The organism is Pseudomonas sp. LD120 (assembly GCF_009861525.1).
Taxonomy (GTDB): domain Bacteria; phylum Pseudomonadota; class Gammaproteobacteria; order Pseudomonadales; family Pseudomonadaceae; genus Aquipseudomonas.
Genome location: NZ_WVHL01000005.1, coordinates 2544499 through 2568222, shown reverse-complemented (window position 1 = coordinate 2568222; position 23724 = coordinate 2544499). Strand labels below are relative to the sequence as shown.

Below are 23724 nucleotides of genomic sequence, written 5' to 3'. Positions count from 1 at the left end.
CGGACTTATAGACTCCGATATTTTTTAATATTTCTCCCTAACTTCCAGTTAGAACGCGTTAATAGCGGATATTCAATTAAAGCAATGATATCTCGGGTCGACACTCAGGACGCCATGTTCAATCCCCCTGTTACTGCTTGGAGTTCTTATGTTCGGCTGGTTCAGCAATATCCGTGTCAGCGCTAAATTGAGCCTGGGGTTCGGCCTGGTGCTAGGGCTGGCGCTGCTTCTGACATTCACCGGATGGTACGCCATTGCTACGTTGACCGAGCGCGGACTCAAGATTGAGAAAATCGCGCAAATCAGTGATTACACCAAAGACCTGCGAATCATTCGCTTGCGCATGGGGACAGAGTCGCAAGCAGATGCCTATCAGCCCTTGCAGAAAACCTTGGGGAACCTGGCTGTCCATCTAGACAACATCAAGGAAGACTTCGTCTCCACGTTTGATCAACAACTGCTTCAACAACAGATCAACTCGGTCAATGAATACGCACAGCTGTTGCATGAACTGAGCAACCCCGAGGCTGACCAGCCTCCCCTGTTCAAACGCATGGGGCAATTGGGTGACCTGCTACTGAAAACAACGCAGACACTCATCGAGTCGCAAAACGCCAAACGCGATGGGGATGCGAGATCCGCCAAGACCCTGCTGAGCCTGGTCGCAGCGCTGGCGCTGATCCTCGGCACACTGGCCGCGTGGGGCATTACCCGGCAGATCGTCAGCCCACTGCAGCACACCCTCCAGGCGGTGAATCGAATCGCCAGTGGTGATTTGAGCGAGCACCTACTGATCAGCCGGCGTGACGAGTTGGGCCAACTGCAATCCGGTCTGCAGCAGATGCTGCTCAACCTTCACCAGTTGATCGACGGCATCCGCTCCGGGGTCATCCAAGTGGCCAGCGCCGCCGAACAGCTGTCGACCGTCACCGAACAGACCTATACGGGGGTCAACAACCAGAAAGCCGAAACGGATCATGTCGCCACGGCGATGAACGAAATGACCGCCACCGTGCAAAATGTCGCTCGCAATGCCGAAGAGGCCTCGGCTGCCGCGACCATCGCCGATCAGCAAGCGTGCGAGGGAGAACAGATCGTGGGTGAGGCCATTACACAGATCAAGCGCTTGGCGGAAGAACTCAATCGATCGGCAGACGCGGTAAGCCACCTCAAGGAGCAAAGCGACAGAATTGGTGGCGTACTGGATGTGATCAAGGCCGTAGCCCAGCAAACCAACCTGTTGGCTCTGAACGCCGCCATTGAAGCGGCCCGTGCTGGCGAGGCCGGTCGTGGTTTTGCGGTGGTCGCGGACGAGGTCCGTCATCTCGCCCTGCGCACCCAGCGCTCCACAGAAGAAATCGAAAGCCTGGTTGCCGGCGTGCAAAGCGGCACGCATGCCGTTGCCTCAGGCATGGAGAACAGCCTGCTGCTCAGTGACAGCAGCGTAGCGTTTACCCATCGTGCGGTCAGCGCCCTGGAGAACATCACGAGCAAAGTGTCCATCATTCAATCAATGAATCAGCAGATTGCCACCGCCGCCGAGCAGCAAAGCACCGTCACCGATGAAATCAATCGCAGCGTGATCAACGTGCGTAACATCTCCGACCAGACCGCAAGCACCTGCCAGGAAACCGCATCCTCAAGCACCGAACTGGCGCGCCTGGGTCACGAACTGGAAAAGCTGGTAGGACGCTTCAAGGTTTAGGCCTGGCGGCATAAGAGCAGGCGTCGCTGGTAGATCATCAATGCGTGGTAACCGGGCGAATGGCCGACATTCGCCTCAGTCATGGGGCAACAAGTACATGGCGTGGCGCTATTGAGCTGGTGAGTCTGAAAGCCCCCTGGTGGAGTAATCGGCGGCGTAACGATCGCTGGCGATCGATACCGTCACTGGAGCATTCAAAAAAACACCCTGCGAGCGCTTGGCCCTCGCAGGGTGTGGGATGGCTCTGACATTAGCCCTGTGTGTGACGGAGGGCTAACTCAGTAGCGGCCATTAGCCGATGCTGACACCGTGGGATTCGGCCAGAGGCTTCAAGCCACCAGCGAAACCTTGGCCAATGGCCTTGAACTTGAACTCTTCACCGGCACGATACAACTCACCAAAGATCATCGCGGTTTCAGTCGATGCATCTTCGCTCAAGTCATAGCGAGCCAACTCTTTGCCATCAGCCTTGTTGACAACACGAATGTAAGCATTGGCCACTTGACCAAAGTTCTGCTTGCGAATGTCTGCTTCGTGAATGGTCACGGCGAAAACCAGCTTTTTCACTGTGGCAGCCAGACCGGTGAGCTTGACAGTCACCTGCTCATCATCACCTTCGCCTTGGCCCGAGCGGTTATCGCCCATGTGCTCGACGGAACCATCGGTAGACTTTTTGTTGTTGTAGAAAATGAAGCTGTTGTCATCAAGCACTTTACCGTTCTCGCCAACGATGAACACCGAGGCGTCCAGGTCGAACTCGGTACCATCAGTCACTCGCGGATCCCAACCCAGACCCACAATCACTTCGGACAGGCCAGGTGCTTCTTTGGACAGCGAGACGTTACCGCCTTTGGTCAGGCTTACAGCCATGTGGATATTCCTTACTTAATTTAGGTGTAGGGTTAGAAATTCATACCGAACGAATTGGCTACCGATTTCAGGCCGCCAGCATAGCCTTGACCGATTGCACGGAATTTCCATTCACCGTTATTGCGATACAGCTCGGCGAAGATCATTGCGGTTTCGGTCGAAGCGTCTTCTGCCAGGTCGTAACGCACGACTTCAGTGCCAGTCACTTCGTTAACAATACGGATGAATGCACCACCAACCTGGCCGAAGTTCTGCTTACGCAGCTCAGCATCATGGATGGTAACGGTGAACGAGATCTTGTCGATATCACCCGGCACACGGCTCAGGTCAACCTTGATCACCTCATCGTCGCCGTCGCCGGCGCCAGTGCGGTTGTCGCCGGTATGCTCGACAGAGCCGTCCACGCTTTTCAGTTGGTTGTAGAAAATGAAGTCCTGCTCACCACGAACTTTACCCGTGGCATTCAGAAGGAACGCACTGGCATCCAGGTCAAACTCAGTACCATCGGTCGCACGCGGATCCCAGCCCAGGCCAACAATCAGCTTGGTCAGCGATGGGTCAGTTTTGGACAACGACAGGTTGCCACCTTTCTGAAGTGTCAAAGCCATGTGTACAACTCCTTTTGGGTTACCGTTTGAATTAATTGGACTCAGCCTGCGAGTCTTCCTTTTCAGGGAAGATAACGCTGGCGACGACTCCAATGAGAAGCACAACCATCACAATCATCAGACTGGTGTTTGCACCAATCTTGTAGCCGTGATGGAAAATGTGGTCAGTTGCGTTCAGGCCTAACTTGATGGCGATGAAAAACAGCAGCGCAATGACCGCTTTCTCAAGATGAACCAGATAGCGCTTAAGTGCCTCCAGAACAAAATACATGGTACGCAGGCCAAGGATAGCGAAAAGCATCGCCGAATAGACGATCAACGGCTCACGACTTACGGCGATTACCGCCGGAACGGAGTCAAATGCGAAGAGCACGTCAGAGACTTCAGCCACCACCAAACACAGGAACAGCGGAGTTGCGAACAGCCCCCCTTTCGCGGCCAGGCTCATCCCTTTGTTTTCAGGCTTGGTCAACTCGATTTCAAGTTCTTTACGACGTACGAAGAAACGATTGCCATGCAGCTTGGGCCAGACCGGGAACAGTTTTTTGGCAAAACGATATGCCATGTGAGTGGAGTAGTCCTCCTCACCATCATCTCCCCCGCTTCTGAGCATCATGATTGCAGTCCACGCCACGATGACCGCGAAGACGATCTCGACCCATGGTCCGAAGGCCAAAAGCCCTGTACCGATGGCCACGAAGACGCCACGGAACACGATTGCGCCGATGATGCCCCAATACAGCACGCGATGACGAAGGCCATCTGGCACCTTGAACCAGGCAAAAATCGCCATGAACACGAACAAGTTATCGACGCTCAAGACCTTTTCCAAGGCATAACCGGTGACGAACAGGCTCGCAACTTCAGCGCCATGCTGGTAGTACAGAAACGCGGCAAAACCCAGCGATATCAAAATCCAGAAAACCGACCAGACTGATGCCTTAGTGAGCGAAATCGGTTTATCACCACGGTGGGTGACCATGTCCAGCAGCAGCGCGCCCACTGCAATAGCAACGAAAACCGCCATGGTCAGCGGGGGAAAACCGATATGAGTAGCTTCCACAGTCGAGTACCTTAGAGTTCGAAATCAGCAGGGTTGAGACCCAGCTCGAGACAGATCAGCCGGCAAGCCGCTTTTTCCTTTTCATCAAAATCCCCATCAGAGGAACCAATTGCACAGGCAACACGGACCAGCAGCCGGGAAGCGCCGTCATTGCCTTTGATCTTGTTGATGGTTTTCAGCGCCTCGGCCTGGCCAATTGCAAAGTCGAATTCAAACTTGCCGACGGCATCATTGAAAGACTTGATCACATCGCTCAGGTTGAAAACCTTCAGCTCAGGTGAGTTGTTGATGAAGCCCGTCATCTTCATTTTTTCAGCGGACGACACCTCACCGTCAGCTGCAGCGATCATCGCGCAGCCCGCGGCCGTTGCCTCCATGAAGTTCCTGTTTTTGAACTTCGTGACTTCATTGGTCAGCGCATTACGCGCCGCCTCTGCATTCGTTTTCAACCATCCCAGCATTGGGTAATCCTCTTGATGAGGGGCCGAAGCCCCCGACGTTGCGATTATTTACTTGGAGCCTGCAGACCAGCGCATTCCCCAGTTGTAGGCCTTGTCCATAGGTGCTTGAGACTTATGGAAGTCGACCCTTCTCGTGACTTTGACAGCCCCATTGTCATTTTCAAGCAGGGCGATCGCACAACAGCCCAGCCGACCGCCCTCCTCATTCAATCGCACTTCGATCTCAGGCTGACCTGGAATGAATATGGTCACGACACCGTCAGTCTCGGCCCAGTTGGGCGCACCATCGTAGATGAACGCATACACCAAAATGCGGCGGATACGACTCCATTGCTGGCCGTTGATATGAATCCACTCACCGTCGGTAACAGAGCCCGTCCGATCGTCCCCCATCAACTGTACGTAGGGTTCCTCGCTCAGACTGCCAAAAGCATTGCCGAGCGCTTGCACGACACCTTTATGGCCGTCCTGCATTTCAAATAAGCACCCGACATCAAGGTCAATGGATTTGCTTCTCGCGAAGAAACCGCCTGACTTACGCTGGTTCCAATTGAGGTTGACTTTAATCAAGCCAAAACCAGAAGCCGACTTCTCAAGACTGATGCTCGAACGGGACTTGTCCAACGTAACCTTGCTTAGGCTGACCGTTGGCTTGGGCACCGGAGCCACTTGCGGGGCGGGGGCAGGTTGTGGCGCGGGAGCGGCGGCGGGGGCAGGCGTATCGGCAATTTCCACACCAAAGTGGGTCGCAAGGGGCGCCAGGCCACCGGCAAAACCCTGGGCGACGCAGCGATACTTCCACTGACCTTGGCGACGATAGAACTCGCCAAGGATCAATGCCGTTTCCGTCATACCAGTGGTGGAAATCCGGGACTCAATACCACCGCTGAGCGTGACAACCAGCGAGGAAACCCGTTCGAAATTGGCTTTGTTCTCGTGGATCGTCGCCGTCAGCGCAACCTTATCCACTTCATCGGCCAGACGACTCAGGTCCACCGTGAAGCTGGCCCGCCCGGTGGATGCATCGATCAGTTGCACCGCGCCGGCCAAGATATTGGGCTGACCGTAAAAGCACATTGCAGAGTCATTCTTCACTTTGCCTGACGACAACAAAGCAAAGGCGGAAACGTCGATATCAGCCCCCGGAAGCGGGGCGTACACGACATCCACGCGAATCGAGCCGGTGGCGACCGGCGCATTGCCACCCGGTACCAGAGCCGTCATCCGCGCAGCGCCTCAACCGCCAGGCTCACCAGATCATCGGCGGTGCGCCCGTTGGTAGCTTTGCCGATGGCCTTGAATTCCCAGCCTTGCTGGCCGCGAGTCAGACTTGCCATCACTACACCGGTGTGAAGACCTTTGTCGGAGAGATTGAAACGGGCCAACTCGGTGTTTTTCGCGGTATCCAGAATCCGGCAGTACGCGTTTTCGACCTTTTCGAAATTCTGCCCTGTGAAGCTGTTGCACGTCAGTGCTAGATACTTGATCGAGGCGGGTAGCTGCTGCAAGTCGACATAGATCGACTCATCATCACCACTGCCCTCCCCCGTGCGGTTATCGCCTGAGTGCTTGATCGAACCATCTTTGGAGGTCAACTGACGGAACCAGACCAGGTCGACCGGCTTCAGGTTTTCATCAAACAGAATGCAAGAGGCATCGAGGTCGATCTCCGAACCACCGCCCAACAACTTGCCAAAAAATCCACTCTTGACCGGGTCCCAACCCAAACCCAAGGTGATTTTACTCAAACCAGCACCGCCGGTTTTTTCCAGGGAAATCGATTGGTTCTTCGACAATGTAAGTGCCATCTTTACGCTCCTTGATGATCGTCGTGCTTCAGATTGGGGGCGCATGCGCCCACCACTAGATTGATCGTTGCTTCATTACAATTAACGCCGCGGACACGCTTTGCGACATTCCCGCGTCCGCGTTGCCAGGCCGGATGGAAATGCCGCCAATGAGCATCTTGGGCCGCCGATAACAGCTCGTGGTCCCCACGGGTATCACCCCAGGCGCGCACATGATACTGACCGAGCGGCCCGTAAATGGCTTCGAGTCGAAGCACCTTCGCTTCACATCGACAATTGTTGCCACTGATCCCACCGGTCAAGTAACCCTCACGCACCTCGAGCTCCGTAGCGATCAGCTTGATCCCCAGCGTCTTTGCAAAAGGTGCGAGAACCAGGACTGGCGAGGCCGAACAGAGCGTAACCTGGGCCCCTGAGGCCACTTCAGCAGCCACTGATTTCACCCCCGCAGGGCGCATCAAGCGGTTCCAACAAGCAGCGTGAAACTCGATCGCCTTGGCTTCAACCCATTCGACTTTCACACCCGTCAAAAAAGTCGCAATAAGTACCGCCTTCAGTTCGTCACGTGTCATGCCTCGGCTCGCATAACGAATTGCTGCAGGCAGCAGGCGCACCATTCGAGAAGCAAACACTCGCTTGCCAAAGGCGAACTTCAGGAACGGGACAAAACTGTCGTGTCGTGTCAGCGTGCCATCAAAATCAAAGACGGACAGCACCTTCGGCTTATGGGTACCTGCCTCAGGCATTTGCGCGTTCATCTACAGACCTCGGCCAGGCGCATCTGTTCGACCTGACCAGACTCTGCCTTGACGCCATGCCACTGGGCACGCTCGATGATGGTTGTGGCCCAGTGATAATGAGTCGCCGGTTCACACATCGTGTCGCCATGCCTGAACACGGCCGGAGCAGCATCATGCACGATCAGCTTTGCACAGTTCAGATCCTCAATGCTGACTCGAAAAGCATCTTGAATCACGGAAATCTGCGAGGGATGGATCGCGGTCTTGCCAACCAAACCGTGGGCAATATCCAGTGCCAACTCTTCATGGAGCAGTCGCGGAGACGAAATCTGTTCAAACACTGGAGCAGTCAGCGCAAAACCCTGGGCGCCCAATACTCCCGCCAGCATCGGTATCACGTAGCCCATGGGGGTCTGGTAAAGGGTTGTTGCAGGATTACGCCGCAATCCCAGGCAACCCATCAGGTCGTTACCGCCGATGCGCAAAGCGATAATCCGATCGCCCAGTTCGCGCCTCATTGCGTCGCCCAACTCGACCATCGCGTTCGGGCTGTAGACCTCTTGGGTTTCAAGGGTCGGCATCAATGCCAGCGCAGGATTGGTCACCGCTCTTTGCCAATCCATCAAGTTGGCCAGCGTCAACTTGGGCACCACAAAGCCATCTACCCAGCGGATTTCTGGCCAGTCGTTGAGTTGCGCAGCCATGGCGGCGTCACGGGGGCGTATAAAAACCAATGGTCCATTAACCGGCTGGCCATTGCTCTGGCCAATTCGTCGAAGCACTCCACGAAGACACTCCATCGCATCAACGATGTCGCTTTGCGCTACCGCATCCTCCAGGCAAATCACGACAGAGCGCAATTCGGGCAACTTACGCCCCATGACCACATCCGTAATATCGGAGCGCGTTGCCGGCATGTACAAGGTTGCGCCCAAAGCGAAAGGTGAGATCAGTTTCATCAACTCACACTCCGAATGATCGTCACGGCGCGATAAGGCCCCAACGCGGCGCACTCCTGGACATCAATCTCCGCCCGTTCGGTCAGGTGCATCAGCAACTGAACATCTGGATCGGCACGGTCACGAACCAGAACCTTAAAAGGCAGCCGGCGCAGGACGGCGCGCGTTGCCTCGGCGATACCAGGCTTGATCCGGTTCATATTGGTGATCTCGAATCGAGCGGCCAAGGTGTCGACCACCGCCACTGCGGATTTCTGCAACTCTTGAGCCTGATACCGCGTCCATGGCGAGGCCGGGGCCACTTCAATCCCCTGGCGAGCCTGTTCAATGCGGTCAATGAAATCACGGGAAACATCGTGCTCCGCGAGGTGCTCATACATGACACAACCGTGAAGACCGCCCGCTGCTGGCCAGATCGTGCGCGAGATCAAGCCAGAGACGGTTGCGCCCAGAATTCCGGATGGAATGATCCAGTCATCCGCTGATGCCGCCAGCCAGGCCCGTCCGCAAGGATCAGCCAGTACTACCAGGCGTGGCGCCTCGGGGAATCGTGTGTCGCCTGCCAGGCTGCGCTTGATCTCACCGGAGATCGCCCCTTTTCCGGTCCAGCCATCGACGAAAACAATGTTTTCAGCGCCGTGGCGAGCAATGATTTGCTCAAGCGCCACGGTGTCGATACCGCGATCGCGCACAATACTGACACCGTAGTGATGGACGTCACGGCCCCTATCGAGCAGAGACCGTCGCAGCAGGACACCTAGCGGTAGGCCAGCACGAACAAACGAGACTAACGCGATGGTCGGGCCGCCGTAGCGTTCGTTGAGCGCCAGGGCCAATGCTTGTACATCTGCCGCCATGCGACCAGCATTCTGCGTCACCGCGCGCTCGTAGAGCGCCATGTGCGTTTCAGAGGGAGCCGACTCCGTACTGATCATGTCTGAATAGTGCTTCTGCCCCGACTGGATCAGCCGCTCTTTCTCAACCACGTCCGTCATGGCTATCTGAACAGGCTGTAGGAGAAAGTGAACGTCTTCAGGCAGATAGCTGCCACTGCCGACTGTCACCAGTCCCATCATCGAGTTATGCATTGATAGCACTCTGCATTGCTTGAGCCAGTTGACTACGGGCAGGCGTGGCCCATAAGTGACAGAGGTCCATGAACCCCAGGTCGGTGATGCTGTCACCCAACCCCAAGACAGGCCGTTCACCGTTCAGTTCAGTGTCCTGCTTGAGGTAGTGCTCTACTGCTACACGCTTTGACAGCCCTTTCGGTAAAAGAGCCAGATTGTTGCCATTGGTGTGAACGTGCATATCCTCAAGCAAACCGCGCGCATTGATTTGCTCCAAGACCCAGGCAAGGTCCGAGTCGCAGCCATTGTTGTGCTTAACCACAACGTAGTGCTGCTGCTGACCTTCCTGAACAACCCATCCACGCAGAGATATTCCCTGCTCCTCGCCGATTTGAAGGGCCGCCCTGCACAGTTCAGGCAGACGCAACTGATAGTCGCGAAGGGTCTCGGCCATCATTGCGTACCAATCCGCATTCACGCTGCGATCAGGGTTGAGAAGCAGAGCGCCGTGCGAACAAATGGCTCCGTTGACGAAATCGAGACGAACGCGACTGAAGGCATCAGCGCATCGAGCGGTGACCGGAACCATGTCGGTGCCCTGCAAAAGCCACTCAAAAAACTGCTTCTGTACCTGAGACATGTACCCGCTGACCTTACCGGTCACGTCGAAAGACGCCGGGAAACGCACGCTACCTTCTGGCATCTTGCGTGCTGTTTGGAACAATGTGTCATCCAGGTCAACGAGTGCGAGTGGGCGATTAACGCTCATCAACGATTACCTCAGCATTCAGTGCGTCAATCAGGGACGAAGGTACGGCCATCGCATCAGTCTCTGAGCAGATAAGCACGCGATCAAACTGACCCGGCGCAACGTTGTAGAGGAAATTGACGATTCCCAACCCATAGTTGTCGGAGAACGACAACGCGTGTTGAATCGAATGGCCCAGTGCGATAGGCGAGCGCGTCGTCGAACTGAAGTAAACCTCGGCACCGGCCCGTTCCAGACGCTCGGCCAACAGAAAGGGTTTCCACACGAACTCCCCCGTGCCGATAACCATAATGCGCTGCCCCGGAACGACTGAAATCTGCGGGGCTAGCGAGTCTTCAACGAACCGGGTGCCCAAACGCCCCCAGTCGTTCAATGGATCGATCGGCCACTGCCCGACGGCAACAGTGCCAAGTTCAGGCATTTCCGGGAGCGGAGCATCGGGGTCTTCGATGAACTGATATTCGCCACGAACCAGCGAGACTTGAGCAACCTCGGCACCAATGCTGTCGGTAACGGCATCATTTGACCAATCGGTCAGCACACAAGTGACTACGCGCTCAACTTTCGACAGACCACTGCCAATCAGCGCCTGATGCAGATTGATGAACGTCTTGCCCGTTGACGCCTCGTCATCTACCAGCACGAGTGACCGAGAATTAAGCATCGCTTCACGCAACTCGGGATCGATTGGCAGGTGAATAAGATGGGCGCTGGCGTGGCTGTGCTCTTCCTCAAACCGAGTCAGCAATTGGCTGCCGACCGGATGGCGAGTACTCACGATATACAGGGTGTCGGGCCGGGTCGCGCTGTAGGCGCGGTGCACGCCCGCACCAAGGCCAACAGCTGTTTCCGCCATGCCGACAACCAGAACCGGACCAGGCAAGTCCGACGGAATCTGCTCGGCGAGGCGCTCATAAGTGAGTTGCATGATCGACGGCTTCACCGGGATGTGTTTTCCCAGAACTCGCGACACGAACAAAAAAGCACGCTTGGGATTACGGCGCTCCGCAAAACCAAAAAGGCTTTCGGGCAAGAACTCTGACGGCGCAACATTGACTTGAAGACGACCACGCATCAGAGAGGCGCTCATCTTCGTTGATTCTTGGCTCACTATATAGACATCCTTATTTACTTCCTGTGGCCGATAGTAGTGGACCTAACGTACGCCATTAAAACTTCATTAAAAAACGGATCACTCAATTTTTAGCTTCAATCTTCCATAAAGACGCCTGAACGCGGCGAGTAATATCCGCAGCGCTCAAAGCGCCCTTAGCAACTTCAAGTTCGACGGAGATGTTGCAAGCATCCAAAAAAGAAACCAGAAGGTTAGATTTCACAGCAAAATTCATATTTTGAGCATCGGGCACCGTTGAAGTGACCATGCCCACCACACTGCCTGCCGTGTCGAACAACGGACTACCGCTTGAGCCTGGCTGTATCGCCGCGGTGAACTGGAGCAGGCTTGAGTCGTTGCGCAAGCCAAACAGTGCAGAAACACCTCCCTGAGTAACGTGCACACCACCACCTGCGACCCCGGACATGGGGTAACCAACCGCGACGACAGAGTCACCCAGGCAGCACGCCGCCCTTCCGGAAAAAAGCACGGGGATCAACGTCACGCCTTCAACGCGCAGCAAGGCTATGTCGTTGCGGGTATCGACCATCACGGGCTCGGCTCGAAAGCGGCCATTGAATGAGTGAATACTCACATCAGACATACCCTCAATGACATGAGCGCAGGTAACCAGCATGGAAGAGGCCACTGCGAAACCTGTACCAGTCGCGGCGCAGACAGAACCGTCTCGACCTGATTCATGGCCTGGGGTTCGCCGCTCAGGATTAGCGTCATCAATATCCAGACCGATGCGACGGCCCAATGCAGACAGACCATATGCAGAGCCTTCAGCCAACGCTCTGAATTTCCATTGCCCTGCCCTTGAATAAAACTCGCCGAGGATAATCGCGGCTTCGCCGTTGGAATCCAGATCCAAGTGGTACTTAACCACGCCATCAATAGTCAAACGCAGCGTGCGCAGAGCGCTAACAGGGCCGAGACTCGAGTAGGTATAGACAACCAGCAGGACACGATCACTGCCTTCAGGGAGCTGCGCAAGATCAATTGAGCAGCCAACCAGATGGGGGTCACCGCTCCACTCCATCCAAGCCCGCTGCGGAGCATGAAACAAAGCAGGAGCCCCTTTTGGGGTGCGCTTCTCATCAACAGGTAACAGAGCTATCGCCGTGCTAGATCCAAAAGCGCTCGCGCGATCAGCCTCTAGCGTCCAGGCAGTTTGTGCTCCAGCTAGTGCTGTATTGGCGCCTGGGGTAAGCATGCGATCTCCCTGATTAATAACCATAAATGTGCGCAATGATATCAAATAGGAATATGGCTTTATATCAAGCCTGGCTGGCCACCGCGACCGTAATTGCCTTGACTCGAACACCATCGATCCAATCATTGCCAGGCTCGGCCATACCCAATCGACGAGCAGCAAAGGTCCCTGCAAGATTGATTCCCGTAGCACGGGTATAACCGATCCCGCCCGAGTAACGTGCGTTGATTTCCAAAAGGTGGGGAACACCCGCGCAGTCATCTCGGGTTTGCACATTAACGATGCCGTCGCAGCCAAAGTGCTCGGCCGCTCTCAGCGCAAGGTGAACAGCAGAAGTGTCACGTTCAAAAGTCTGATGCCCACCGGACTTACGACGACCAACAAACTCAATGACCCTACCGGCCTCACAAACCATGTCGACAGAACACTCGCTGCCCGCAAGATAGGGCATAACCAACATGGCAGGTCGCTCAGCCTTCATCTTGTAAAAATGCAGATAGGCGTCAAAGCTCACCTCGCGAGCATCAGGATTAGCAAAGCATCGGAAAGGATCTATATCCTCTTTGAAACGCCAAAAGCCTTGACCATAGATTCCAACCACCGGCTTGATGCAGACCTCGCCCTGCCCGGACAAGGTTTGATAGGCCAAGGCAAGTTCTTCAGCATTGGTGACGGTTATGGCGGGCACACAGGCCAGATTTACGCGCTCGGCTTCAGCCGTGAAAAGCGCCTTGTCGTCCAGAAGTTCAAAGGCCCTGGTGGAAGTTGCGCCAGTGACCAGTGTCAAACCCGCTTGTTCAAAATCGGCACGGCATGCTTCATAGAGGCCACCGAAGCGACCGGCTACGACGACTTTAACGCCACTCGCCAACGCCGTGGCAATTGCCCATTGAGGGCGCTCGCTCAACTGCTGAGGCTCAACAAAACTCATGTCAGCAAGATGTGTAATTTCAGGGCGGTCGTGGCTATGAGAGGCGAATATCTTTGTACCGACAACGAGCGCATCGCGTGCGCCCATGATGATGTCACGCTGAGAAGCCTGCCCCTCTAAAAACCAGATCATCAAAACTACCTTTCACGATGTTCGTTGAAGACAACTTGTCTTAAGCGTTAGTAGCCGACAAGTCGCATACCAACGCGCATCAAGTGGCATTCAATGGGTGGACATTATGTCTTAACTTCAGCCCAATAGGCTCCTACTACCGACAGGACAATAATGTATCGACCTATTGCCGTCTCCCTGCCGACAAGTGCATGCGCCCTAGGCTTTGTACGAAAAGCCTTGATACTCGGTGATACTGCGTTAAAAACGGTCTCGAAAATGCTCATTTACAACCCGTAAACTCCGTTTCCTCGACCGTTTTCGCCTTGCCTGACCTTTGTCTCAAAACTTTTCGTACAGAGCCTAAGTGGCGGCTTCGAATCACCTGCAACAGTTTATGCCCGAACCACACACCGATCAGCGTCACGCTGCTAAAACGCCTCGGACACGTCCTCAGGCTCCACATCCACCGCTTCAAACTTCAACGAGTCTGTACTGCGCCCGCCAAAAGCCCTGGATCAACTGCGGCACACTCTCCGGTCGAACATTTTCAGGCCCTGCCACTCGACGCGAGATCACGACTTAATCCTCGTTAACTTGATGTGCGATATCTGCACTCAGGACACAGCCGCGCTTGTGCTCGTGAGCAAACACGAGGGGCACGGGGCTAGCACAAAAATCGAGAGGCGAGTTTTTGGTACAAGGACTTGGGCAAGCGAATCCCTTCTTTTTGCGCCCGAGCCCAGGCTTGCTGCTTGGCCTGTCCGGGTGGGTGGACGCCCAGGGCCGCCAGACGCTGCATCTGCTGCGCCAGGCGGCTCTCGAACAGCTCATCAAGCAGGTACGGGGCAATGGCGATCACGAGCAGCCCCGTCCCTGGGGACTGATCGCCGCAGCGAAAGTCCGGGGCATCCAGCGACCAGTTGGCCCCAGTGACGCCACCGGCCAGCACCTCCACCAGCAGTGCGATGTTGGCCCCGCGGCTGCCGCCGAATGCCAGCAAGGCGCCGTGCATGGCCTCCCGCGCATTCAGGGTGGCGGAACCCTGGGCATCCAGTGCCCAGCCTTCGGGGATCGGCTCCCCGGCCTCGGCCGCCTTGAGGAGATTGACGAAGGCCGTGGCGCTGCCGGCCTGGTCGATCAGCAGCAGACGCCCGTCGCCACAGGGCGCGGCGAACGCCAGGGGGTTGGTTGAATACATCGGCTGGCACTGACCGGGCACGGTCAACAATGGCGGGCCATTGCAGAAGGCCAGTGCCACCAGCCCATCGGCCGCCAGGCGCCGGGTGTAGTAACCCAACTCGCCACAGGTAAAGCCGTTGTGCAGGGCCAACAGACTGATGCCCAATAGCCTGGCATTGTCGCGCAAGGCGCCAAAAGCCTGCTCGAACCCCAACTGCGCGATGCCCTGGCGCGCATCGCAGCGGATCATCGCCGGGGCCACCTGGGTGATCCGTGGCTGCGCCCGGCCGGCAATGCGCCCGCAGGCAAACCCGCGCAGGTAATCGGGCAGGTGCTCGAAACCGACGCTGGCCAGGCCATGGCCCTGGGCCGATACCGTGGCCTCGGCCAGGGCCTGGGCCACGTCCTGGCTGCTACCCGCGCCCAGGCAACAGCGCAGGGCAAAATCCCTGGCCTCTATCAATGACAAGCACTTGAAGGCTGCACGCTCTGGCATGGATCACGCTCCGATATGGCCGCCAAACCGCCCCGTGGCGAAGACGCCTGCTCGCACTGGACGGTGCAGCAGGCCCGTTTGCACAGCACCGGCGACACGTACCCCCCGGCGCAGGTGGCTACTCCACCAGGCGCGGTGCGCCGACATCGGCCGCTTGTTTGTCCAGGCCGAACGAGCCGAGTATCTCGGCGATTTCACCGCAGGCGTGCAACGCCTGGATGTTTTCGTCCAGCGCCACGCCCAGAGCGCGGTTGGCCTTGGTGTACGGGAACCCGGACTGCCCCGGTTGCAGGGTGGCCTTAACCCGAGGATCAGGCTGCGAGACCTTGATGATCCTGCCGGGGTAGGCGCCCTTCTGCTGCGAAGCGACGCCGACGGCAAAGCTGTCGACGCCCAGGGCAATACGCTTGGCAGCCAAGTCCTGGGCCATGGCCACCGGGTTGGGGTACAGCACCAGGTTGTCGCCAAAGGTTTTTTTCAGATCCTCGACCCACAGGTAACCCTGCACCGTGCCGATGCGCTTGCCTTCAAGCTCGGAGATGCTGGCATAGCCCTCGCTGGAGATGATCCCCAGCATGTCCAGGTACAAAGGCGCGGACAGGCCCAGCACCTTGCTGCGCTCGGCGGTCCGGTACCAGTCGCCGATGCCGACGTCGGCCCGCCGCGCGATCACCGACTGGATCACCGCCGCCGGGTCCACCACCGTCAGTTTGATGTCCAGGCATTCCCGGGCGGCGATGCGCTTAAGTATCTCGCCATCGACCCCGCTCAACTGGTTGCCCGGCCCCGGTATCGAGTACGGCGGGAAGACCCAGGCCGCCACCGCCAGTACCCCGGGGGTCAGGGTTTCAAAGGAATGGGCCGGCTTGCAGTCCGCCAGGGCGGGAGGCGCACCGAGCAGCGCCGAAGCGGCCAGCAGGCAAGCGTAAACAAAGGCCCGACGGGTAATAGGTTTGCAGGAACGGATCATGGCTTCACCTGTGCTTGGATGGCGTTAAGGGAGCAGTGGCCGAAAAACGGCCCGAGCAGGTCACGCGTGCTGGCTGGGCGCCAGTCTTTTCTCCAATGCCGCCACGCCCAGGGTCGCGGGCGCGCAAACAGCGGCATACATCAGGCCGGCCAGGGTCAGCACCGGCATGTACTCGAAGGTCGATGAACCGATGGCCGAGGCGCGGCTGACCAGTTCCGGCAGCGCGATGGTGAAACACAGCGACGAGGCCTGGAACATCATGATCGAAAACCCCAGCAACGGCGGCAGGGCCACCCGCAATGCCTGGGGCAGGATGATGAAACGCAGCGTATCGAGGCGATTGAGGCCAATCACCGCGGCCGCCTCGCTCTGCCCCTGGGCCACCGCTTCGATGCCGCCGCGAATGATTTCGCTGGTGTAGGCCGCAGTGCAGTAGGCCAGCGCCACCGCCGCCGCCCAGAAGGCGCTCAGGGTCAGGCCGGCCGTGGGCAGGCCGAAATACACGTACTGCAACAAGATCAACGCGGGGGTGCCGCGCCCCAGTTCGACAACCACCAGCGCCGGGTAGCGCAGCACGCTGCTCTGGGCCGAAACCCCCAGCGCCAACAGCAACCCCAGGACCACCCCCAGCACCAGGCTGACGGCGGTGACCTGCATCGACAGCACAAAGCCCTTCCACAGTTCGGGAAACCAGGCCAGCCACATCGTCAGGAGTTCGTTCATCGAGCAATCCTCTGCTTCAGGGTGGCCGCCAGCCAACGCGAGAACAGTGCCAACGGTACGCTGAGCACCAGGTAGACCAGCGCCGCCACGCTGTACACCCCCAACCCCTGGAAGGTCTGCTGGGACAACTGATAGGCCTGGAAGCTGATGTCACCGACACCGATGGTCGACGCCACGGCCGAGTCCTTGAGCAGGCCGATGGCATAGGTGGCCGAGGTGGGAATGGCGATGCGCACCAGTTGCGGCAGCAGCACATCGAAAAAGCGCTGAGACGGCGAAAGATTGAGCACCTGCGCCGCCTCGAACTGCCCCCGGGGAATCGCCGCGAAGGCACCGCGATAGACCTCTGACATGTGCGCCGCGGTGATCAACCCCAGGCCCAGCACCGCGGCGGCGAATGGCGACAAGGCAATGTAGCCGCCACCGATGCCGAAGAAGATGAAGAACAGCCAGACGATCGGTGGAATCGAACGCAGGGTCAGCACCAGTATTGCCGCCAGCCAGCGGCACAGTTTGAGGTTCGACAACCGCAGGGCGCAGAGCGGAAAGCCCAGCACCACGCCCATGCAGAAAGCGCCCAGGGTCACGCTCAGGGTCCAGGGCACGCCGTGCAACAGGACCAGCAGGATATCCAGCATCAGCGATTCCTCACGGCCTGGAGAAACTGCGCCACCCGCGCGTGCCGTGGCTCACGCATCACCTGGGCACTGGGCCCCTGCTCGATGATCCGTCCTTCGGCCATGACCACCACCCGATCGGAAACGGTTTCGGCAAAGTGCATCTCGTGGGTCACCACCAGCATCGACATGCCCTCGCGCGCCAGCTCCTTCATCACCGCCAGCACTTCCAGGCCCAGCTCGGGATCGAGGGCCGAGGTCGGCTCGTCGAATAGCATCAGTTCCGGGTCCAGCGCCAGGGCCCGGGCGATGGCGATGCGTTGCTGCTGGCCGCCGGAGCAACGGGCCGGGTAGGCGTTGGCCTTGTCCGCCAGGCCCACCCGGTCGAGCAACTGCAATGAGCGGGCATCCGCTTCCTCGGGGCTGCGGCCCAGGGTGCGGATCTGCGCCAGGCTGACGTTGCGCAGCACCGTGAGGTGCGGAAACAGGTTGAACGACTGGAACACCATGCCAATGCGCCGGCGCAGCTTGAGCAACTCGCTCTTGGGCAACGGGCGCCCTGCCTCGATATGCACCCCGTCCATGCTGACCCGGCCGCGGGTCGCCGGCTCCAGCTGGTTGATGCAACGCAGCAAGGTGCTTTTACCCGAGCCGCTGGGGCCGATGATCGCCACCACCTCGCCCTTGGCCATCTCGAAACACACGTCATGCAACACCGGATAAGGGCCGAACTGCTTGTGAATCGCCTCCAGGCGCAGGAAGGGTTCGGCACCAGATGATGGGCGCGGCGCCAGGACGGCGGCGCTTTCGATCAGGGTCATGCTGCTCATGGTTGTTCTCCGGACAGGGTAGACGCCATGCCTGCAAGAAACAGGCAACAACCGCTGTTATCGATCGTCGTCGACTAACGGGGTACGCGAGAGCTTGTGGGCTCCAGTGGCGGTGATCAGCACCTGCTCTTCGAGCTTCACGCCTTCACCGCCACCCTGCTCACCGATGTAGCTTTCCACCGAGAGCACCATGTTTTCCTGGAAGTGGCCGTCATAGCCCCACTCGGCAAAGTCCACCGCGTAGGCCACGCTGGGGTACTCGTCCACCAGGCCGACGCCGTGCAGCATCATCATGTAGCGGTTGTGCTCGAACGCTTTGGGCACCGGCCAGCAGCGCTCGGCGAACTCGCGAAACGACAGCCCCGGGCGAAGCAGGTCGAGGTTGAAGCGGATTTGCTGCGAAGCGATCTCCAGCAAGTCGCGCTGGGTGGCGGACGGCGCCTTGCCGGGGCAGATGAAGCTGCGGGAGATGTCCGAGAGATAGCCCCCCGGCCCGACCATGTCGGTGTCGAAGCAGACCATCTCGCCGGCCGCGATGACCTTGTCCGAAGCGTCCTGGAACCAGGGATTGGTGCGCGCCCCGGAGCTCAGCAGGCGGCTCTCGGCCCACTCCCCGCCCTGGGCCACGTTGGTCCCGTGCAGGATGCTCCACAGCTGGTTCTCGGTGATGCCCGGCTTCAGGCTGGCGCGCATGCGTGCAATCGCCAGGTCGCACACGTCCATCGACACCCGATGACTGGCAATCTCCTGCGCCGATTTGATCAGCCGCGCCTGCTCCATCAGCGGCTGGGCATCGAACAGTTCGATGCCACTGGCCTTGAGTTTTTCCGCGCCCCAGGGGTCGCAGCGGTCCACCGCCAGGCGTCGATTGCCGGCGCCATGTTGGGCCAATAGATCGGCCACTTCCCGGGCCCAGCGCTGGGCCTTTTCCTCGACCCGGGGGCCGGCGAGGAAATACAGCCAGGGGATCGCCAGACGGATTTCGTCGATGGTTTCGATGTGCTCGCTGTTGTGCCGGCTGCTGCTGAACTCGAACAGCACCACCGGGCCATCGGTGGCCACGAACACGTAGCGGCTGGGGGAATGCATCACCCACAGGCCGAGGTTATTGGTGTCGGTGGCGTAGCGGATATTGATCGGGTCGGCCAGCAACACGCCGGCGTAGTCATGCTCGCGCAATTGCTGGCGGATGCGCTGCAGGCGGTACCGGCGCAGCGCCGGGCGGTCAATCGCGGCATAGGCCGCCAGCAGGCCGTGATCGACCGGGGCCAGGGCATGCCCGGTAACGCTGGAATCGCTGCGATAGTGCAGCGGGCTGGGGGGGACGGCAGCAAACAGCTCAGTGAAATCGGTATCCGTGTGCATGCAACAACCTCCGCGGGGAAGAGTTTGACGTTCATCAAAACCAATCGGGCCAACGTTCGGGGCAGTGACTTAAAGACATGGGAAACGGATGACGGCTGTTTTTCTTAGGGTTCAGGGCACGGCAACAGGCGCTCGCTAGAGGTCCTTGACCAGGCGCAACGCGTCGTAGATCGCCGCATGGGTATTGCGCGATGACACCGCATCGCCAATGCGGAACAACTGGAAACGCCCTTCCGGGTTGGTCACCACCCGTTGCGCGTTGCCGGCAATCAGGTCCTGGTACTCCACGGCGCCTTCATTGCTGGCCAGGGGCTGGAGCTCGAAATACAGCTCGTCCAGGGGCCGGGTGCCGTGGTTGACCACGATCTGGTCCACCCGCCGGGTTTTCTCCAGGTCGCTGTAATCGCTGCCGATGGTTGCCAGCAGCTCTTGGCCCTGGCGCTCCACGGCCTTGAGCCGGTAGGTGACGGTAAAGGTGGTGTCCAGCCGTTGCAGCGAGCGCATGTAGGGCACCAGGTTCATGCCCATCACCTCCGGCGCGAACGAGCGGTCGGGGGTCATGATTTCGGTCCGGGCGCCACTGCGAGCAATGAACTCGGCGGCCTGCAACCCCGCGTGATCGCCGGCATCGTCGTACACCAGCACATTGCGTCCGGGCTTGACGTCGCCGGAAATGATGTCCCAGCTCGACACCAGCCACTGGTTACCCTGTGCCAGAACTTCGGTGTGGGGCAACCCGCCGGTGGCAATGATCACCACGTCGGGGTGTTCATCTAGAACCATCGCCGCATCGGCCCAGGTGTTGAAGCGAAACCTGACGCCCAGGCGCTCGCATTGCGCCATGCGCCAATCGATGATGCTGATCATCTCCTTGCGTCGCTCGGACTGCGCGGTCAGGCGCACCTGCCCACCGGGCTGGTCGGCCACCTCCAGCACCAGCACCTGATGCCCACGCTCGCCGGCCACCCGCGCCGCCTCCAGGCCGCCGGGGCCGGCGCCGATAATCAGGACCTTGCGCTTGCGCGCGGCCTTGGGCACCTCGTGGGGCATGCTGGTTTCACGGCCGGTGGCGGCGTTGTGAATGCAGTAGGCGGCGCCGGCGTTGTAGATCCGGTCCAGGCAGTAATTGGCGCCGACACAGGGGCGGATTTGATCTTCGCGGCCCTCGATGATCTTGCGCACGATGTGCGGGTCGGTCATGTGCGCGCGGGTCATGCCCACCATGTCCACCAGGCCCGAGGCAATCGCGTGGCGGGCGGTGGCAACGTCCGGGATCTTCGCCGCATGGAAGGTCGGGAAGCCGGTCAGGGCGCGAATCTCCCCGGCAAAGTCCAGGTGCGGGGCGTTGCGCATGCCCTGGATCGGGATGATGTCGGTCAGCCCGGCATCGGTGGCGATATTGCCGCGAATCACGTTGAGGAAGTCGACCATGCCGCTGCCCTTGAGCAACTGCGAGATCTGCAGCCCCTCCTCCTTCTCCAGTCCGCCGGCCAGGACCTCGTCGCCGGTGTAGCGAATACCGACGATGAACTCCGGGCCCACCCGCCAGCGGATGGCACTCAGCACCTCGAAGGTAAAACGCAGGCGGTTGTGCAGCGAACCGCCATAGGCGCCCTCCAGCTCGTTGGTCAGCGGCGACCAGAACTGATCCATCAGATGGCCGTAGGCTTGCAGCTCGATGCCATCCAGGCCAGCGGCCTGCATGCGTTCGGCGGCGTCGGCGTAATCGCCGATGATGCGTTCGATGTCCCAGATCTCCAGCTTCTTGGGAAAGGCCCGGTGGGCCGGTTCCTGGTTGTGCGAAGGCGACACCACCGGCAGCCAGTCGCCCTTGTCCCAGCGAGTGCGGCGTCCGAGGTGCGTGAGCTGGATCATCACCGCCGCGCCATGCTCGTGGCATTCGTCGGTGAGGTCTTTCATCCAGCCGACCACTTCGTCCTTGTACGCCAGGATGTTATTGAACACCGGGGGGCTGTCGCGGGAGATCGCCGCCGAGCCTGCGGTCATGGTCATGGCCACGCCGGCCTTGGCGCGCTCGACGTGATAGGCCCGATACAATTTCTTCGGCATGCCCTCTTCGGGGTACGCCGGCTCGTGAGAGGTGGTGATAATGCGGTTGCGAAGCGTCAGGTGCTTGAGGCGATAAGGCTGAAGAAGCGGATCGTTTTTCATATCGGTCTCGCATACAGGTCATCAGGCAAGGCAGACGATAGACCTCAATGTACACAAGTGTCAATAACATGGACAGCGGTGTATATTCACCGCCGTCAAGGCCCAATGGACAAGGAAACAGCGCCCCATGAAAGCAACCAGCAACAGTACCGAAGCAGGCGGCCGCGGCTCTCTGGAGAGCTGGCTCAACGCGGCCTACGAGAGCCTCAAGGAATCGGGGGTGGATGCCGTGCGGGTAATGCCGCTGGCGAAAAAACTCAACCTGTCGCGTACCAGCTTCTACTGGTATTTCCAGGACCGCGAAGCCCTGCTCGACGCCCTGGTGAACCTGTGGAAGAACAAGAACACCCTGAGCCTGGTGGCCCAGTCCGAGGCCTACGCCGAATCCATCACCGAGGCAATTCTCAACGTCTTCGACTGCTGGCTGAACAGCGAATTGTTCGATTCGCAATTCGAGTTCGCGATGCGCAGCTGGGCCCTGCAATCCCCCGAGGTGGCACAGGACATCCGCGAAGCCGACGCCCTACGGGTGCAGGCCCTGGCACGCATGTTCGACCGCTTCGGTTTCGCCCATGACGCCGCCGTGACCCGCGCGCGCTCGATCTACCTGACCCAGATCGGCTACATCAGCATGAACACCCAGGAATCCCTGGCGCAGCGCATGCGCTACATACCCGAATACCTGCAGATTTTCACCGGCGTCGAGCCCCAGCCACGGGAGCTAGAGCGGTTCTTTCAGCGCAACGGTTTCTCATCGGCAGACCTTTAGCGGCGAGCCCTGCCGGGACCAATGTGAGTTAGCTGCAGACTTGGCACCAACCTGACCTCGCAAGAGATTACAAACTGACCGCTAAACACCGAGGCCGACGGCTCTTTCGAGGGCTCTGCGGCACTCAATCGGTGCCAGCTACCTGCAACGTGGCTTGTCACCAAAACAGCAAGAACCCGGGTGAATGACGGCTTTGCCAGAATCCGCATTCACGACCTGAAGCACACCTCTGGGAGAAGGCTACGCGCTGCAGGTGTGACAGAGGAAGATCGAAAGGCATTGCTCGGCCACAAGAACGGAAGCATCTCCTCGAGCAAAGGGCCATCAAGATAAACAACGATTTTCCAATCCTTGAGGCCGCTTTTCCCAGTGAGTCGACCCTCAACTTTCCCGGTTGCTGGAGCAGCCGCCAGTAAGCGTCTGGCCAAGTCACCTTCAAAACTCCAGCATTAAGGGCGATGGTGTCCGCGTATTTTTAAGCGGACACCATCGCCCTTAATCGCCAGGATTTTCATGCGCCAACGAAGCTCTTATCCCAAACCGTTCAAAGCCCAGGTCGTTCAGGAATGCCTTCAGCCCGGCGCCACCGTTTCAAGCGTCGCCATCGCTCACGGCATCAACGCCAACGTCATTCGTAAATGGCTGCCGCTTTACCGGCACAGCTCAGTGCCCGCGTTGCCTGCGTTTGTCCCGTTGAAGGCTCCTCCTAAGCGGCCGTCAGAGGCATTGGCGATCATCGAGATACCCGTTGGCGAACAAGCCATCGCCGTGAAGTGGCCAGTGTCCGATCCTGATGGGTGCGCTCGATTTATCCGAGAGCTTGCCAAGTGATCCGCATTGACGCCATCTGGCTCGCCACCGAACCCATGGATATGCGTGCCGGCACCGAAACTGCGCTGGCCAGAGTGATCGCAGTATTCGGTGCGGCGAAGCCGCACTGCGCTTATCTGTTTGCCAATCGCCGGGCCAATCGTATGAAAGTTCTCGTGCATGACGGAATCGGCGTTTGGCTGGCGGCACGGCGGTTGAACCAAGGAAAATTCCACTGGCCAGGCATACGACAAGGCAGCGAGTTGGAACTGGATAGTGAGCAACTTCAGGCCTTGGTACTTGGTTTGCCTTGGCAGCGCGTTGGCGCTGGCGGTGCAATCACGATCCTTTAAAAAGCTGTA

24 protein-coding genes and 1 pseudogene are annotated in these 23724 nt (G+C 58.6%); 5 read left to right on the top strand and 20 right to left on the bottom strand.

From position 1 onward, the window contains the following. Window positions 1–148: 148 nt before the first annotated feature. Window positions 149–1705: a methyl-accepting chemotaxis protein gene (locus PLD_RS26215; protein WP_159897575.1), complete on the top strand. Its 1557-nt coding sequence runs from the start codon at window positions 149–151 to the stop codon at window positions 1703–1705. A gap of 291 nt (window positions 1706–1996) precedes the next feature. On the opposite strand, the gene PLD_RS26210 is transcribed toward PLD_RS26215, so the two are convergent. From PLD_RS26210 to PLD_RS26115, 20 genes are all read right to left on the bottom strand, one after another. Beyond that, entirely contained in the window at window positions 1997–2575 is a 579-nt protein-coding gene (locus PLD_RS26210; RefSeq protein ID WP_159897574.1) for a TerD family protein, read from the bottom strand. 32 nt (window positions 2576–2607) lie between these two features. Beyond that, window positions 2608–3183, bottom strand: coding sequence for a TerD family protein (locus PLD_RS26205; RefSeq protein WP_159897573.1), 576 nt, complete (start codon window positions 3181–3183; stop codon window positions 2608–2610). Between the two features lie 31 nt (window positions 3184–3214). Continuing rightward, window positions 3215–4246, bottom strand: a complete 1032-nt coding sequence (locus tag PLD_RS26200) for a TerC/Alx family metal homeostasis membrane protein (protein ID WP_159897572.1) — start codon at window positions 4244–4246, stop codon at window positions 3215–3217. A gap of 11 nt (window positions 4247–4257) precedes the next feature. Continuing rightward, window positions 4258–4707 carry a tellurite resistance TerB family protein gene (locus PLD_RS26195; RefSeq protein ID WP_159897571.1) on the bottom strand — a complete coding sequence of 150 codons (450 nt, stop codon included), beginning with the start codon at window positions 4705–4707 and terminating at the stop codon, window positions 4258–4260. 48 nt (window positions 4708–4755) lie between these two features. Continuing rightward, on the bottom strand, window positions 4756–5931 hold the full coding sequence (locus PLD_RS26190) for a TerD family protein (RefSeq protein ID WP_159897570.1): 1176 nt from the start codon (window positions 5929–5931) through the stop codon (window positions 4756–4758). Continuing rightward, entirely contained in the window at window positions 5928–6515 is a 588-nt protein-coding gene (locus PLD_RS26185) for a TerD family protein (RefSeq protein WP_159898215.1), read from the bottom strand. The genes PLD_RS26190 and PLD_RS26185 overlap by 4 nt, the downstream gene beginning before the upstream one ends. A 2-nt stretch (window positions 6516–6517) precedes the next feature. Further along, window positions 6518–7273: an HAD family hydrolase gene (locus PLD_RS26180; RefSeq protein ID WP_159897569.1), complete on the bottom strand. Its 756-nt coding sequence runs from the start codon at window positions 7271–7273 to the stop codon at window positions 6518–6520. After that, a complete protein-coding gene (locus PLD_RS26175) occupies window positions 7270–8214 on the bottom strand; it encodes an HpcH/HpaI aldolase/citrate lyase family protein (protein WP_159897568.1) in 945 nt (314 codons plus the stop codon). Before PLD_RS26175 ends, PLD_RS26180 begins: the two co-directional genes overlap by 4 nt. Continuing rightward, the gene (locus tag PLD_RS26170; protein ID WP_159897567.1) at window positions 8214–9302 is read right to left on the bottom strand and encodes a cysteine protease StiP domain-containing protein; all 1089 of its coding nucleotides are present in this window, start codon (window positions 9300–9302) and stop codon (window positions 8214–8216) included. The genes PLD_RS26175 and PLD_RS26170 overlap by 1 nt, the downstream gene beginning before the upstream one ends. Beyond that, window positions 9295–10053, bottom strand: coding sequence for a trehalose phosphatase (locus tag PLD_RS26165; protein WP_159897566.1), 759 nt, complete (start codon window positions 10051–10053; stop codon window positions 9295–9297). The genes PLD_RS26170 and PLD_RS26165 overlap by 8 nt, the downstream gene beginning before the upstream one ends. After that, the gene (locus PLD_RS26160; RefSeq protein ID WP_159897565.1) at window positions 10043–11143 is read right to left on the bottom strand and encodes a phosphoribosyltransferase domain-containing protein; all 1101 of its coding nucleotides are present in this window, start codon (window positions 11141–11143) and stop codon (window positions 10043–10045) included. The genes PLD_RS26165 and PLD_RS26160 overlap by 11 nt, the downstream gene beginning before the upstream one ends. 106 nt (window positions 11144–11249) lie before the next feature. Continuing rightward, window positions 11250–12386: a trypsin-like peptidase domain-containing protein gene (locus tag PLD_RS26155; RefSeq protein WP_159897564.1), complete on the bottom strand. Its 1137-nt coding sequence runs from the start codon at window positions 12384–12386 to the stop codon at window positions 11250–11252. Window positions 12387–12450: 64 nt separating this feature from the next. Continuing rightward, window positions 12451–13449, bottom strand: a complete 999-nt coding sequence (locus tag PLD_RS26150; protein WP_159897563.1) for an ATP-grasp domain-containing protein — start codon at window positions 13447–13449, stop codon at window positions 12451–12453. Between the two features lie 646 nt (window positions 13450–14095). After that, on the bottom strand, window positions 14096–15106 hold the full coding sequence (locus PLD_RS26145) for an Ldh family oxidoreductase (RefSeq protein ID WP_159897562.1): 1011 nt from the start codon (window positions 15104–15106) through the stop codon (window positions 14096–14098). A gap of 118 nt (window positions 15107–15224) precedes the next feature. Next, window positions 15225–16076, bottom strand: a complete 852-nt coding sequence (locus PLD_RS26140; protein ID WP_159897561.1) for a transporter substrate-binding domain-containing protein — start codon at window positions 16074–16076, stop codon at window positions 15225–15227. A gap of 60 nt (window positions 16077–16136) precedes the next feature. Then, window positions 16137–16799: an amino acid ABC transporter permease gene (locus tag PLD_RS26135; protein ID WP_159897560.1), complete on the bottom strand. Its 663-nt coding sequence runs from the start codon at window positions 16797–16799 to the stop codon at window positions 16137–16139. Beyond that, the gene (locus PLD_RS26130; protein ID WP_159897559.1) at window positions 16796–17437 is read right to left on the bottom strand and encodes an amino acid ABC transporter permease; all 642 of its coding nucleotides are present in this window, start codon (window positions 17435–17437) and stop codon (window positions 16796–16798) included. Before PLD_RS26130 ends, PLD_RS26135 begins: the two co-directional genes overlap by 4 nt. Beyond that, the gene (locus PLD_RS26125; RefSeq protein WP_159897558.1) at window positions 17437–18246 is read right to left on the bottom strand and encodes an amino acid ABC transporter ATP-binding protein; all 810 of its coding nucleotides are present in this window, start codon (window positions 18244–18246) and stop codon (window positions 17437–17439) included. The genes PLD_RS26130 and PLD_RS26125 overlap by 1 nt, the downstream gene beginning before the upstream one ends. Before the next feature lie 57 nt (window positions 18247–18303). Continuing rightward, a complete protein-coding gene (locus PLD_RS26120) occupies window positions 18304–19611 on the bottom strand; it encodes a Xaa-Pro peptidase family protein (protein WP_159897557.1) in 1308 nt (435 codons plus the stop codon). A gap of 135 nt (window positions 19612–19746) precedes the next feature. Then, window positions 19747–21783, bottom strand: coding sequence for an NADH:flavin oxidoreductase (locus PLD_RS26115; RefSeq protein ID WP_159897556.1), 2037 nt, complete (start codon window positions 21781–21783; stop codon window positions 19747–19749). A 127-nt stretch (window positions 21784–21910) separates the two neighbouring features. Here PLD_RS26115 and PLD_RS26110 point away from each other — a divergent pair, with 127 nt between their 5' ends. The 4 genes and pseudogenes from PLD_RS26110 (at window position 21911) to tnpB (ending at window position 23715) form a co-directional block, all read left to right on the top strand. Beyond that, the gene (locus PLD_RS26110; RefSeq protein WP_159897555.1) at window positions 21911–22552 is read left to right on the top strand and encodes a TetR/AcrR family transcriptional regulator; all 642 of its coding nucleotides are present in this window, start codon (window positions 21911–21913) and stop codon (window positions 22550–22552) included. 189 nt (window positions 22553–22741) lie between these two features. Next, window positions 22742–22864: pseudogene (locus PLD_RS26105) on the top strand (site-specific integrase); the annotation flags it as partial. 201 nt (window positions 22865–23065) lie between these two features. Beyond that, a complete protein-coding gene (locus tag PLD_RS26100) occupies window positions 23066–23383 on the top strand; it encodes a transposase (RefSeq protein WP_159889782.1) in 318 nt (105 codons plus the stop codon). Beyond that, entirely contained in the window at window positions 23380–23715 is a 336-nt protein-coding gene (gene tnpB / locus PLD_RS30835; protein ID WP_159889784.1) for an IS66 family insertion sequence element accessory protein TnpB, read from the top strand. Before PLD_RS26100 ends, tnpB begins: the two co-directional genes overlap by 4 nt. Window positions 23716–23724: the final 9 nt, after the last annotated feature.